We start from the raw sequence: 13,624 nt of genomic DNA on the forward strand, positions 1-13,624 counted from the left end.
GCCCTTAACACTAGTGGGCCACCCATGACGAACAAAAAACAGCCGCCAGCCAAAAATCCCGCCGAGGCGCCGGTGGGCCGCGCGCCCAATCCCTTCCTCAACGCCGAGTTGTATGGGCGCATGCGCGATTACACCGAGCGCGACGCGGCGTTTTCCAAGGAATTGAAGGCGATCGGCGAGAGCGGCGCCGGTAAGCGCAGCACGGACGCGCGCAAGGCGCCGTCGCTGGCGGTTCTGCGTGGTGTGGTCAAAAAGGGTTTGCCGTTGTGGACCATGCTGGATCGCATCGTTGAAGGTGTCGAGAGCGGCTTGTGGGAGCCTTGGCTGACGGCCTACGGTTTTGAGCTGCGCGGCGTCAATTACGCCAAGACGGGCGAGCGCAACGCGCGGCTGGCGCTGGACATCAGCCTGGGCTCGAAGGCCCATACGGCGTTCGCCAACGCCGGCGTCGGCAACTGGCGCAGCCTGGTGGTGGAGGATTGCGCCCAGGTGCAGATCGACAAGCCGACCGAAAAGGCGCCGGCCAAGGCCCACGCCATCTTTTTCCTGGATGCGCCGTCGCCCTAGTGCGGAAGGATTATTTTTCCCACTCGACGTGGACCACCTTGTAGCCCTTGTCCTTCAATAGCCTGAGCAGGTCGGGCAGGGCTTTGACCGTCGGGCCGTTGGCGTCATGCATGAGAATGATGCCGCGGCCGGTCTTGGTCAGGTTCTCGGCCAGTCGCACCATCAGGATCTCGTTGGTATCGTTCGGCAGCCAGTCGTTAATGCCCAGGTCGATCGACATGACCGTGACCTTGGCCGCCTTGAGCGCCGCCAGCATGGTCGGCGTTTCTTCCAGATACGGGAAGCGGTAAGCCGGCGCGGCCACCCCGAACGCGGCCTGGTACGCGGCCTGGTTCTTGCGCAGGTCGTCGAGTTGCTGCTGTGCGCCAAGTTCGGACAGGTGCGCATGCGTGTTGCTGTGCAGGCCGGTCGAGTGACCCTCGGCGGCGACGCGCCGCGCCAGCTCCGGCGAACGTACCAACTTGTCGCCGATCATGAAGAACGTTGCCTTGACGCATTGGCTGGCCAACGCGGCGAGCACGGCAGGCGTGCCCGCCGGTTCGGGACCGTCATCGAACGTCAGCACGACCTCGCCTTGCTCCAGCGGCAGGGCGGCATGCTGCTGCGTGCCGTACAGCGCGCCGTCGCGGGGCAGCTTGATGGTGCGGGTGGTGCCGAGCTTGTCGGCGCCGCATTCGGCGGCCAAGGCGGCGCCGGCCAGCGAAGCCAGCAAGCCGAACGCCAGGAGTTTGACGACTTTTCCTGCGACCGCCATGTTCAGACCGCGCGTTTGCGGCGACGGGCCATGGCCGACACGAGTGCCACGCCGGCCAGCATCATGGCGTAGGTTTCCGGCTCGGGGACGGCGCTGACGGCCAGTTGCGTGCCTTCGATCAGCGCGGCGGGGCTGAACATATTTTCGAGCCCGCCGCTCCACACGCCTGCTTCGGTCGAGACTGCGTAGTTGGCCTGGTTCCCAGTAGTCCAGCTCGCCGATGTGCCGAAGGCGGAACCGGTGAGCCAGTAGGTGCCGGCGCCCAGCGTCCAGTTCAGGTTGGACAGGGTGGCGCCCGCCAGCACGCCGGTCAGGTCGCTCGAATACAGCAGCTTGCCCGACGGCAGCTGTTCGAAATCGTCGGGGATCGGCAAGCCGGTGGAATCCTGCTTGACCGATGCCATGATGCCCAAGGTCAGCTTGCCCTCTCCGCTGGCGTTGTCGATGGCCGTCTTGATCGAGGTGATGTTGGTATCGGCAGTCAGCGTGAAGCGCACCGCATGGCTTTGTTCGTAGTGCGAGCCGTCGGTATTGGTACCGTTGTCAAGACTGTAAGAGAGGAAGTTGAAAGGGCCGTAGCTGTCGAAGACGACGGCTGCCTGGGCCGAGCCGGCCAGCAAACCGAAGACAAGGGTTGGGATGGCTAAAAAGCGTGTTGGTGACATGACAAACTCCGAAATTTCAAACAAGTAGGAAAAGCACAATACCATTATTGCATGCCGACTTGTTAATTGAAATCATGAAAATTTAATTGCTGTAGTGAGATCGTCACGTTGCTATTTAACACATTCACCAATCGCATGGCGTACTGTTGAGTCATTGACCTCGCCGCAGGCACCACGGCGGGGTCGTTACTATTATTTTGATATTAACGGGCCGGCGCGGCCGGGCAGCCGGACCAGTTGCCGTTGGCCGGAATGTGCTCTCCCTTCATGACCAGGGTCAATGCGCCAAGGCGCGCGTTGTCCCCGACCACGGCGCTGTACAGCACCGCGCTGCGCGGTCCCAGATAGACCCGCGAACCGATGACGACTTCGTCGATTTTCATCACCCGGTCCTCGAACAAATGGGTCTGCGGGCAGCTGAACGCATTGAGTTCGCTGTAGTCGCCGATGCGCACGCAGTCGAATTCGGTGATGTCGGTGGTGTCCAGGTAGACGCCTTTGCCGATTTTCGCGCCCATCAGGTTGAACGCCAGCGGCAGCCACGGCGTGCCGCGCAGGTAGCGCATGAAATTGGGGACGGCGATGCCCTCGTACAGATTGGTGACGCCTTCGGACAGCCAGACGAACGGTGTCCACATCGGCGCCGAGCGTTTGCGATAGCGGCCGATCAGTATCCATTTGAGCAGCGCCACGAACACGTAGTTGCCGACGCCGTAGACCAGTCCCGCCAGCGTCAGGTCCCAGATCACCTCCGCCCAGCGGCCGGCGCCGGCCGCCGGCATCACCTCCAGCACCAGCGTGTAGCCGACCGCGATCACCAGCGCGTGCGGCGCGACGATGCGGAATGCCTCGATCAGGCCGCGCCCGAGCCGGCGCATGGCCGACGGGTGGAACGTCAGCGATTCCGGGTAGCCGCTGGTCTGCTCGCGCGCCGGCAAATTGATGGGCGGGGAGCCGAGCCAGGTGTCGCCGCTGTTCATGCTGGCGTTGGCCGGCGCGCGGGTATGCACGCCGATCAGCACTTGTTCGGGCAGCACGGTGCCGTCTGGGATGTAGGCGCCGTTGCCGACGAAGCTGCGGTTGGAGATCACCGTCGGCTGCATCGTCATCCAGCCGCCGTCGATTTCCTCGTCGCCCAGCATGACGGCATCGGCGATGAAGGTCTCGTCGCCGAGGGTCAGCATGTCCGGCACCACGCCCAGCGCGGTGGAGATTTCCGCGTCCTTGCCGACCTTGGCGCCCAGCAGGCGATACCAGTACGGCGCGAACACGGTGGCGTAAATGCCGTGCAGGACCTGCAGGCTCGATTCCTGGATCTGGCTGACCAGCCATTTGGCGCAGTAGGTGTTGCTGTGTACCGCGAAGCGGCCCGGTTTCAGTTTCGGCAGCACGGTCCAGCGGATGCCGGCCGACAGCAGCGCCGTGAGCAGGATCAGCACCGCGCTGGCGGGGAAGGCCAGTACGAAGTAGCGCAGCAGCCGGATGGTCATGCCTTCGCCCTGGATCGCCGGCATCACGCCGATTTCGTCGAACCAGTCGATCAGCACGAAGCTCGGGAACACCGGCATGAAGAACAGCGTGACGATCAGCAGGATGCCGGCGACGAAGAAGATGCCTTCGCCCAGGCTGCGCGCGCGCGGCAGCTGCGGGCGTGGCGGCAGGCGCGCGGGATCGAAGGCGCCGGCGTCGCGCGCCGGCGAGCCGGCCCACATGCGGCCCGCAGGCACGCGGGCGCCATCGCCCAGCGCCGATTGCCCGTCCAGGTGGCCCTGCGCTTCGACGTGGGTGTTCCCTTCGAGGACGGCGAAGGAGCTGACGCAGGCGTCGCGCTCCAGCGTGATGCGGCCCAAACGGAGCACGCCGCGTTCGACGCGGGCGTTTTCGAAGTTGACGGCGTTGCCGATACTGGCGTTGTCGGCGATGGTCAGCAGATCGGGCGCACGCACGCTCATCGAGCCTATCGTGACATCCCGGCCGATCTTCGCTCCCAGCGCGCGCAGCCACCAGGCGTTGAGCGAAGAACCACTTAATAGATACGCGGGCGCCGCCTCGACCAGGCGGTCGGCCAGCCACCAGCGGTAGTAGGTCAGGCCCCACAGCGGATAGTCGCCGGCCTTGATGCGGCCTGCGATCAGCCATTTGCCGCCGATGGCGATGGCGAATTCCATCACCGTCGCCAGCAGGAACACGCCGACCGAGGCGGCGATGGCGCGCTTGACCGAGTCGCCCGGATCGCCGGTGAAGAAGTGGTAGGTGAAGAAGGGCGCCAACCACTGCGCCATGCGCAGCGCCACCAGTGCCGGCATCACGGCCGCCTGGGCCAGGCCGCAGGTCCAGCGTTTGACGGTGGACGGCGGCGTCCATTCGGCTTCACCGGCGCTGGCGCTGTGCGCCTCGCCGAGCACCTGCGCGATTTTGCCGACCTCGCGCTGCTGATAGATGTCGCGCACGGTCACGTGGGCGTAGCGCGGATCGGCGCGCAGGGCCGACGCCAAGCGTGCGGCAAAGAAGGAATGGCCGCCAAGGTCGGAGAAGAAGTCGGCGCGGCGCAGTATCGGCTGGCCGGGGAACAGCTTGCCCAGCGCGGCGAACAGCGCTTCCTCGGCCGGCGTTTCGGGCAGGTCCGAATCCTCGGCGCCGGCGGCCGGCGCGGTGCTCAGCGGCGTGGCCTTCAGCGTCTTGCGGTCGATTTTGCCGGAGGTCAGGCGCGGCATGGCGTCCAGGATTTCGTAGCGTCCCGGGACCATGTAGGGTGGCAGCTTGTCGGCCAGCGCGGCGCGCAGGGCGCGCGGGTCCAGCATTACGTTCGTTTCGGCGACCAGGTAGGCGACCAGTTGATCGATGCCGTCGTCCTTGCGCAGCAGCACCGCCACGGTGCCGACGCCGTCGGTCTGCGCCAGCAGCGCCTCGATTTCGCCCAGTTCCACGCGGAAGCCGCGTATCTTGACCTGATCGTCGGCGCGGCCCAGGCAAACCACTTCGCCGTCGGCGGCAATGCGCGCCAGGTCGCCGGTGCGGTACAGGCGCTCGCCATGCTCGCCGGTGGACCAGGGATTGGCCAGGAATTTTTCCGCCGTCAGATCCGGCCGGCCAAGGTAGCCGGCGGCCAGACCGGGGCCGGTGATGCACAACTCGCCGATCTCGCCGCGCGGCAGCAGGCGCAAAGGCGTTCCGGGGGCGGCGTCGGGATTGGCATCGACCACCAGCAAGCCGTAGTTGGGCAGTGGCGTACCGATGGTGACCGGATGGCCCGGGCGCAGGCGCGCCAGGCTGGCCGATACCGTCGCCTCGGTCGGGCCGTAAGTATTGAACATCTGGCGGCCGTCGCGCGACCAGCGCTCCACCAGCGATTCCGGGCACATTTCGCCACCAAGATTGATCAGACGAAGGCTCGGCACGTCCTGGTTGAACAACGCGAGCAGCGTGGGGACCGCGTGCAGCACCGTCACCTTGTTCTGGTCCAGCATGCGCGGCAGCGTTTCCGGGTCGCCGCTGATTTCCTTGGGGCCGATCCACAAGGTGGCGCCGACCAGATAGGCGATCCAGATCTCCTCGAACGACATGTCGAAGGCCACCGAGAAGCCCTGATACACCTTGTCTGCGGCCGTCACGCCCAGCACCGCGTTTTCGCTGCGCACGAAGTGGCAGATGCTTCGCTGGGTGATCAGGATGCCTTTGGGTTTGCCGGTGGAGCCGGAGGTGTAGATGACGTACGCCGGCAAGTCGGGCGACACGTCACCGCGTCGCGCCAGGGGTGGCTGGGCGGCGTCCAGCAGCGCCTCGGCGGTCCACACCGGGCGCCCGATGCCGGCCAGGCGGGGCGCGAAGGCGGCGCAGGTCAGCACGCCGGCGCCGTCGGCGTCGTCCAGGCACACTTGCAGGCGATCGACCGGCGTGTCCTCGTCGACCGGCAGCCACGCCGCGCCGGCCTTGGCGATGCCCGCCTGCAGCACCAGCAGCTCGATCCCGCGCGGCAGCCATAGTCCGACGATCTGGCCCGGCCGCACGCCGGCCTCGATCAAGCGTCCCGCCACCAGATCGGCCTGCTCGTCGAGCTCGCGATAAGTAAGCTGGCGCTCGCCGGCGATCAGCGCGACCTGATCGGGAAGCCGGCGGGCGGTTGTCTCCAGCAGATCGGCCAGAATCTCTTCGCGCAGCAGTTCGTTGTTCTGCTGACCATAAAGAATGTCGGAATGGGATTGCGGAAGCGTAAGGTGGGGTGTTACTGGCTCGTTCATGCTGACACTTTATTTGGGGCGTGATGTCATTGTACGGTACGCCTCGATCTTACTCGATGGGAAGAATGCAAGTTCTGCTTACAGCCTTTACAATAGGTAATAAGAACCCCTGATTCATTTGTCGTTTCAAAAAGGAGTCACATGTTACCGAACCGTCCCCATATCGCCCCGATGCAATTTGATGACCCGATTGCCGCTTACGAACAGGTTCTGGCCATTTATGACGCCAACATCGCCCATTTGCGCGATGCCATGAAACGCTTTGTCGCCGGTGAGGATCTCGGCGAGCACGTGCGCGCATGCTATCCCTTCGTGCGCGTCCACACGGATACCGTGGCCCGCGCCGATTCGCGGCTGGCCTTCGGCTTTGTCGCCGGTCCCGGCACCTACGAAACCACGCTGACGCGTCCCGATCTGTTCGCGCGCTATTATCAGGAACAGTTCCGGCTGTTACTCAAGAATCACGGTCATCATCAACAGGTGCGGCTCGAGGTGGGCACTAGCGCACAGCCGATCCCGATCCATTTCTCGTTTGCCGAGCACGAGCACATTGAAGGCAGTATGACGGCCGAACGGCGCCTGTTGATGCGCGATGTCTTCGACTTGCCCAATCTTGCCGCGATGGATGACGGCATCGCCAACGGCACCCACGAGCCGCCGCTGGGCGAGGCGCATCCGTTGTCGCTGTTCACGGCGCCGCGCGTCGACTACTCGCTGCAGCGGCTGCGCCACTACACGGGCACCTCGTGCGAGCATTTCCAGAAGTTCGTGCTGTTCACGAATTACCAATTCTACATAGACGAGTTCGTCAAGCTGGGGCACGAATTGATGGCGGCGGCCGGGCCGGAACACGACTATATCGCCTTTGTCGAGCCGGGTAATATCGTCACGCGCCGCGTCGGCGAATCGGTGCAGCCGGTCGACGCGCTTGGCGCCGCGCCGCCGCGCCTGCCGCAAATGCCGGGTTACCACCTGATTCGCGCGGACGGCGCCGGCATCTCGATGGTTAATATCGGCGTCGGCCCGGCCAACGCCAAGACGATCACCGATCACATCGCCGTGCTGCGTCCGCACGCCTGGCTGATGCTGGGCCACTGCGCCGGCCTGCGCAACACGCAGGAGCTGGGCGATTACGTGCTGGCGCACGGCTATGTGCGCGAGGATCACGTGCTCGACGAGGATTTGCCGCTGTGGGTGCCGATCCCGCCGCTGGCCGAAGTGCAGGTGGCGATCGAGGCGGCGGTGGCCGAGGTGACGCAGCTGACCGGGCACGACCTCAAGCGCATCATGCGCACCGGCACGGTGGCCAGCACTGACAATCGCAATTGGGAATTGCTGCCGCAACGCACGCCCGAGCGGCGTTTCAGCCAGAGCAGGGCGATTGCGCTGGACATGGAAAGCGCCACCATCGCCGCCAATGGCTTCCGTTTCCGCGTGCCGTATGGGACCTTGTTGTGCGTCAGCGACAAGCCGATGCATGGCGAGATCAAGCTGCCGGGCATGGCCAACAAGTTCTATCGCGATCGTGTCGACCAGCATCTGCGGATCGGCATCCGCGCTGTGGAAATGCTGCGCGATCTGGGCGTCGACCGGCTGCACAGCCGCAAGCTGCGCAGCTTCACCGAAGTCGCGTTCCAGTAAAAAACCGGCGGTCAGCGCCAGAAAATATTCGTGTATTTGCAAAATCGCATGCTAAGATCGCAGCCGATTTACTAAGCAAAAACACAATAATATTTTTGGAGACCTCATGACTTTGAAGACGCTGACCGCCACCGCCCTGTTCGCCTGCGGTGCCATCCTGTCCACCCACGCGCAAGCCGCTATCGTGGATTTTGAAGACGTGCCTGTTTTTGCCGCCGGGGATTTTTCCTCGAACGGCTTCGATTTCAACCTGGTGGGGGATGGGGCGATGGTCACACCCGACGGCTCCTACTGCGGTCAACAGTGCCCGGACAACGGCAGCCACTATGTCGTCGCGCCGTATGGCCCGGACACGACGTCGCTGACGATGACAAGGAGCGGCGGCGGCCTGTTCGCCTTGTCCAGCTTTGACGGCGCGGGCACCTTCAACTTCGGCGACGGCTCGGCCTTCATCCCGAATCAGATCGACGTCACCGGCGTGCTGGCGGGCGGCGCGACCGTGTATCAGTCGTTCCAGATCGATAAATCGACCGGCGCTAACGGCGGCCTTAATTTCACGTCGTACGCCTTCTCGTCGAGCTTCAACAACCTCGTGTCGGTCCGTTTCAGCAGCAGCGGCAGCGACCTCGATGTTTTCAACGGCTTCTCGGTCGATAACATCAACGCCACCGCCGTCACGGCGGTTCCCGAGGTTGAAACCTACGCGATGCTGCTGGCCGGCCTGGGCATGACAGGCTTCGCCGCGCGTCGTCGCCGCAAGGCCTGAAGCGGCCAAAGCAATGGACGCGGTCGGGGGCCGGCCGCGTTCATCGACAACCGTTCGCTATTCGGATTGCGAACGCGTTGCCAGCGCCACGATCGCGGCGCCGGCTGCGACGACCAGCGCATCCTCAATCAGCCCGCTGCGGGTTTGACCGATACTTGCCATGGCACGTTTGCGGCCCGAAAGCGTCAAGTAGGCGAGGGGCACTGCGGTGGCCACCGCGACCGCCGCACCAGCCTTTTCGCGTCCCTCCGGCGCCAGCGCGGCGCCCGCGATGCCAGCGCTCGCCACCCTTGCCAACAGTCCCAGAAAGACCGTCCGGTCGGGCGCCGTCTTCATTTTATCCCCCAGAAGTTCGCCCACGCCCATGGCGAGCGCGCCGTATTTGAACACGGGACGATCCAGTAAAACCAGCTTTCCCGAGGTGTGACGGTTCGCCAGGCGCGCCGCCGAAATGGTGGCCATCGGGGTCATCGACCGCGCGCTGGCAACGGCGCCGATCAGCGCGGACGAGAGCAGGCTGCTAATTTTCATGTTGTGACTCCTGGTAGGTGTGATTGATCCGGCATTGAGAGTGGAGAAAGTCTAGCACCCGCGCGGGGCCGCACGGCGCGCGGGGAAAACGCCAGCCGCCGCGTTGGGTGCGGTAGCCCACCGTAGGCATCAGGCCGTGTCCGAATGACAGACTTGACCCCGGTATTGAGATTTTCCTTAGTGATACTTTTTTCGGTATCAAAAACCCGAAAAAATTGATTGGTTTGTTTTTTGCTCAGCCCCTAAGATGAAATCCGAAAGCTGCACCTTGCGTGGCAGCTCTCTCATAAAACAGATAACAGACAAACTGGAGACCTATGAACTACCCAGCATCCGGGACTTTCGAGTCCCAGGCGAAGCATCGCCTCGTCCTCAAATCCAGCGTTGCAGTCCTCGCCGCCGCCGGCCTTTTGAGCGCCTTCCCGGTTTTGGCCCAAGATACTTCGGCGGCTCCAGTTGCCACCGCACCCGCTGCCGCCGTTGTCGATACCCCGGCCCCGGCCGCCGACACCACTCCCGCTCCCGCAGCCGTCGTTACCGTGACCGGCGTGCGCCGCGCCGCGCAGACCGCGCAGAAAATCAAGCAGGATTCGGACAACGTCATCGATTCGATCGTCGCCGACGATATCGGCAAATTCCCGGACACGAACGTGGCCCAGACCCTGGCCCGCGTCAGCGGCATCCAGGTGCGCCGCGACGCCGGCGAAGCCAATACGGTGCTGATTCGCGGCTTGCCGGGTATCGCCACCCTGATCAACGGCCGCGAGATGTTCACCACCACCGGCCGCTATATCAAACTGGCGGACATCCCTTCGACCATGCTGCAGCGCGCCGACGTCTACAAGTCGCAGAGCGCCGACCAGGTGGAGGGCGGTATCGCCGGCGTGATCGACGTGCGCACCAACCGCCCGTTCGACTTCAAAGACTTCACCGCCAGCGCGCAGGTCGGCGCCAAGAACAAGGACAAGGCCAAGGCCACCGATCCGGAGTTGTCCGGCATGGTGTCGAACCGCTGGAAAACCGGCATCGGTGAAGTGGGCGCGCTGTTTGGCGTGTCGTCCATCAAGGACCGCTTCCAGGAGGAGCGCGCCTTCCAGACCTTCCCGATCGATAAAAGCTTCGCCGCGCCCAACCTGACCGGTCCCGATCTGGTCGGCCTGCAGGACGTGCATGGCCAGCGCAAGCGCCAGGCCGCGAACTTCGCGCTGCAGTGGAAGCCGAGCGCCGATCTGGAAGTGTATGCGGAGGGTCTGCATTCGGTGCTGAAAAACACCGAGGAGACCGACTTCTTCGTCGGCCTGCCATGGGCGACATCGCCTGACCAGATCAAGGTCACCAAGATCCCCGGCACCAACCAGACCGATACCATCACGTCGACCAATGCGTTCACGATCCTGTCGACGCAGGGCCGCGAGAATACCAGCACCGCGTCGCAGTACGCGGTCGGCGCCAACTGGCGTATTGCGCCGGGCCTGCGCGCGACCACCGAGCTGGCGACCACGCGCAGCAAATTCGATTGGGTCAATCCGATCCTCGACACCAGCCTAAATGTCGACAACGTGTTCGTCAAGACCAACGTTAACGGCGGCGCGTTCGTCCAGTATCAGAGCCCGGCGCTGAACGATCCAAGCAAAATCTTCCTGTCGCAGTTCTTTGACCGCTACGGCAAGGATCGCGGCAAGTCGACCGACTGGCGCGGCGACGTGACCTATTCGCCGGAAGCCGACGGCTTCTTCAAGGAGTTCAGCGGCGGCCTGCGCCTGAACGAGCGCACCGCCAACTCGATCAAGTCGTTCGAGGGCAGCGTGCCGACGCCGGCCGGTATCGCCATGTCCAGCATTCCGGGCCTGGCGTGCAGCACCACGGAGTTTTCCGAAAACTACGGCACGCCGCAGTGGTCCACGCCTTGCGCCGGCTATTTGATCAATAACACCTCGGCGATCCGCGCCGCCGCTACTGGAAACGCCGCGGCCAGGGCGCTCGATCCGGCATCGTTCTTCTCCAACAAGGAGAAGAACTACGCCTTCTACGGCAAAGCAAAGGTCGGCTTCGACCTGGGCCAGTTCCCGGTCGATGGCGTGATTGGCGTACGTGTGACCAAGACCGACTCGGATATCCAGGCCAACGACAGCGTCGATGGTGTCCTGGCGCCGACCAATAAGGATTCGTCCAACACCGAAGTGCTGCCAAGCGCGAACTTCAAGCTGGCGTTGCGCCAGGACTTGCTGGCCCGCTTCGCCTATGCGAAGACGATGACGCGTCCGGACTTCGCCCAGCTCAATCCCGCCACCGCTTACATTAAACCGAACGGCACCACCAACGTGGCGACGGCGAGCGGCGGCAATTCGGACTTGAAGCCGTTCACCGCGCAGAACTTCGATACCTCGCTCGAGTGGTACTTCGCTCCTACCGGTTCCATTAGCGGCACGGTGTTCCGTCATAACTTCGACGGCTACATCATGAACCGCGTGATTTCGGAGACCTTCCAGGGTATTCCTTACAATACGACCCGGCCGTTCAACACGGACAAGGGCCACCTGCAGGGCGTCGAGCTGGCATACCAGCAGTTCTATGACGGCTTGCCTGGTTGGTTGAGCGGTTTCGGTTTGCAGGCCAACGTGACCTACAGCGAAGGCGGCGTGACCGCGTCGGAGAACAAGGACATCGAAGGCAAGCCGTTCGCCGGCATGTCGCGCCTGTCGTACAACATCGTGGCGCTGTACGAGAAAGAGGGCTGGTCGGCGCGCCTGGCGTACAACTGGCGCTCGAAGTTCGTCGACACCTACGCCGATACGCCGGACAGGAACAACCCGAACCTGGTGCCGAAGGATTTGATCGTCAAGCCGATGTCGTCGTTCGATGGTTCCCTGAGCTATAAGGTCAGCGATCATGTCACGGTCAACCTGACCGGCACCAATCTGTTGAACTTCAAGTTCCAGGACTACTGGTCGGATTCGACCATCTTCCCACGCGATACGCGCCGCTATGACCGCACGGTCGGCCTGTCGATGAATCTGAAGTATTAATAGTTGAAATACTGATGTCACCATGTCGTTAAAAACTATCCCGCCTGTGCGGGATAGCTGCATTTTTAAGAGGTTGTGAATGTCGAATCAAAAATTATCGTTAGTGGAAAAAGTGGGCTTTGGCGCCGGTGACATGGCGCTGAACGTGGTGATTTCGTCGATGATGTTGATCATCACGTTCTTCTACACCGATATCTACGGCCTGAAAACCTCCGACCTGGCCTTGCTGTTCCTGGTCGTCAAATTCGTCGGCGCCGTCGGCGACCTGGTGGTGGGCCAGCTCACCGACCGCTATTCGAGCGCGCGCATGGGCCGTTATCGCCCATGGCTGCTGCTGCTTGCCGTCCCTTACGGCATCAGCGTGTTCTTCGTCTTCACCACGCCCGACTGGGGCTACCACGCTAAACTGATCTGGGCCTATTCGACCTACATCATCATGACCATCATGACCTCGGGCGTCGGCGTGGCCTATATCTCGCTGCCGAGCAGCCTGACCAACGATCCGCAGGAGCGCCTGTCGGCCAACGGCTACCGCCTGTTCTTCGCCAAGATCGGCGCCTTCATGGTGACCGTGGTGGTGCCGGTGCTGTCGGAACGCTGGGGCGGCGGCAACGCGGCCACCGGCTACCAGGCGGCGATGGCGGTGATGGCGGCGATGGGCGTGGCGTTGTTCCTGTTCTGCTTCTTCACCACCAAGGAGCGCGTGGTGCACGTGGTGGAGCGCCAGTCGCTGTGGGCGCAGCTCAAGGTGCTGCTGCAAAACGACCAGTGGCTGATCCTGTGCGGCGCCTGCGTGACCGGCACCGTTGGCTATGTGCTGCGCGCCACCGCCGCCATTTACTACGTCAAGTATTACCTGGGCGGCGACACCGCCGCCGTGGCCACCTTCCTGTCGATCGGCGTGGTCGCCGCGATCCTGTCGATGGTCGCCTCGACCTGGATCACCAAGTTCTATTGCAAGGTCAAGCTGTTCCGCTGGAGCCAGATCGCCGTCGGCGTGATCAGCGCGGCGATCTACTTCTTCGTCAAGCCGGGCGACATCATGCTGGCGTTCGTGCTGTACTTCGCGCTGTCTTTCGTGGTGGACCTGCATGCGCCGGTGTTCTGGTCGGCCATCGCCGAGACCATCGACTACGGCCAGGTCAAGAGCGGCAAGCGCGTTTCCGGCTTCGCTTTCGGCGGTATCTCGGTGTGCCAGAAAGCCGGCATGGGCGTGGCCGGCGCGCTGGCCGGAGGCCTGCTGACGTACTTCCAATATCAGCCGAACCACGAGCAGACCGCGTTCGCGCTGCACGGCATCGTGCTGATGATGACCATCATTCCCGGCTTCTTCCATACCCTGACTGGGATCCTGATGTTCAAATACCGGGTCACCGACGCGTATTACACGGAAGTGAAGAAGCAAATGGGAGTCGATTCTTATGTGGCAGTCTAAT

The 13,624-nt window shown here is 63.2% G+C and carries 9 protein-coding genes; 5 read left to right on the top strand and 4 right to left on the bottom strand.

The genetic code is table 11. The features are described from left to right. The first annotated feature begins 24 nt into the window (after positions 1–24). On the top strand, positions 25–567 hold the full coding sequence (locus tag ACZ0BA_RS04625) for a hypothetical protein (RefSeq protein ID WP_463450160.1): 543 nt from the start codon (positions 25–27) through the stop codon (positions 565–567). A gap of 10 nt (positions 568–577) precedes the next feature. Here the strand turns inward: ACZ0BA_RS04625 and ACZ0BA_RS04630 are convergent, their stop codons facing one another. The 3 genes from ACZ0BA_RS04630 to ACZ0BA_RS04640 form a co-directional block, all read right to left on the bottom strand. Continuing rightward, on the bottom strand, positions 578–1,321 hold the full coding sequence (locus tag ACZ0BA_RS04630) for a polysaccharide deacetylase family protein (RefSeq protein ID WP_463450161.1): 744 nt from the start codon (positions 1,319–1,321) through the stop codon (positions 578–580). A gap of 2 nt (positions 1,322–1,323) precedes the next feature. After that, positions 1,324–1,986, bottom strand: coding sequence for a PEP-CTERM sorting domain-containing protein (locus tag ACZ0BA_RS04635; protein ID WP_463450162.1), 663 nt, complete (start codon positions 1,984–1,986; stop codon positions 1,324–1,326). 203 nt (positions 1,987–2,189) lie between these two features. Continuing rightward, positions 2,190–6,224: a Pls/PosA family non-ribosomal peptide synthetase gene (locus ACZ0BA_RS04640; RefSeq protein ID WP_463450163.1), complete on the bottom strand. Its 4,035-nt coding sequence runs from the start codon at positions 6,222–6,224 to the stop codon at positions 2,190–2,192. 141 nt (positions 6,225–6,365) lie between these two features. Between ACZ0BA_RS04640 and ACZ0BA_RS04645 the strand changes: the two genes are divergently transcribed. Both ACZ0BA_RS04645 and ACZ0BA_RS04650 read left to right on the top strand, forming a co-directional pair. Next, positions 6,366–7,865, top strand: a complete 1,500-nt coding sequence (locus ACZ0BA_RS04645; protein WP_463450164.1) for an AMP nucleosidase — start codon at positions 6,366–6,368, stop codon at positions 7,863–7,865. A 106-nt stretch (positions 7,866–7,971) separates the two neighbouring features. Continuing rightward, a complete protein-coding gene (locus ACZ0BA_RS04650; RefSeq protein WP_463450165.1) occupies positions 7,972–8,631 on the top strand; it encodes an NF038120 family PEP-CTERM protein in 660 nt (219 codons plus the stop codon). Between the two features lie 57 nt (positions 8,632–8,688). Here ACZ0BA_RS04650 and ACZ0BA_RS04655 read toward each other — a convergent pair whose 3' ends face one another. Beyond that, positions 8,689–9,162 carry a hypothetical protein gene (locus ACZ0BA_RS04655; RefSeq protein ID WP_463450166.1) on the bottom strand — a complete coding sequence of 158 codons (474 nt, stop codon included), beginning with the start codon at positions 9,160–9,162 and terminating at the stop codon, positions 8,689–8,691. Positions 9,163–9,479: 317 nt separating this feature from the next. On the opposite strand from ACZ0BA_RS04655, the gene ACZ0BA_RS04660 reads away from it, so the two are divergent. Continuing rightward, positions 9,480–12,188: a TonB-dependent receptor gene (locus ACZ0BA_RS04660; RefSeq protein WP_463450167.1), complete on the top strand. Its 2,709-nt coding sequence runs from the start codon at positions 9,480–9,482 to the stop codon at positions 12,186–12,188. Between the two features lie 79 nt (positions 12,189–12,267). Further along, complete coding sequence (locus tag ACZ0BA_RS04665) at positions 12,268–13,623, top strand: MFS transporter (protein WP_463450168.1); 1,356 nt, start codon at positions 12,268–12,270, stop codon at positions 13,621–13,623. Position 13,624: the final 1 nt, after the last annotated feature.

The organism is Duganella sp. AC917 (assembly GCF_979258245.1).

Coding starts and splice junctions, on each gene's coding strand:
- ACZ0BA_RS04625 (WP_463450160.1), top strand. CDS start 25: ATGACGAACAAAAAACAGCCGCCAGCCAAAAATCCCGCCGAGGCGCCG.
- ACZ0BA_RS04630 (WP_463450161.1), bottom strand. CDS start 1,321: ATGGCGGTCGCAGGAAAAGTCGTCAAACTCCTGGCGTTCGGCTTGCTG.
- ACZ0BA_RS04635 (WP_463450162.1), bottom strand. CDS start 1,986: ATGTCACCAACACGCTTTTTAGCCATCCCAACCCTTGTCTTCGGTTTG.
- ACZ0BA_RS04640 (WP_463450163.1), bottom strand. CDS start 6,224: ATGAACGAGCCAGTAACACCCCACCTTACGCTTCCGCAATCCCATTCC.
- ACZ0BA_RS04645 (WP_463450164.1), top strand. CDS start 6,366: ATGTTACCGAACCGTCCCCATATCGCCCCGATGCAATTTGATGACCCG.
- ACZ0BA_RS04650 (WP_463450165.1), top strand. CDS start 7,972: ATGACTTTGAAGACGCTGACCGCCACCGCCCTGTTCGCCTGCGGTGCC.
- ACZ0BA_RS04655 (WP_463450166.1), bottom strand. CDS start 9,162: ATGAAAATTAGCAGCCTGCTCTCGTCCGCGCTGATCGGCGCCGTTGCC.
- ACZ0BA_RS04660 (WP_463450167.1), top strand. CDS start 9,480: ATGAACTACCCAGCATCCGGGACTTTCGAGTCCCAGGCGAAGCATCGC.
- ACZ0BA_RS04665 (WP_463450168.1), top strand. CDS start 12,268: ATGTCGAATCAAAAATTATCGTTAGTGGAAAAAGTGGGCTTTGGCGCC.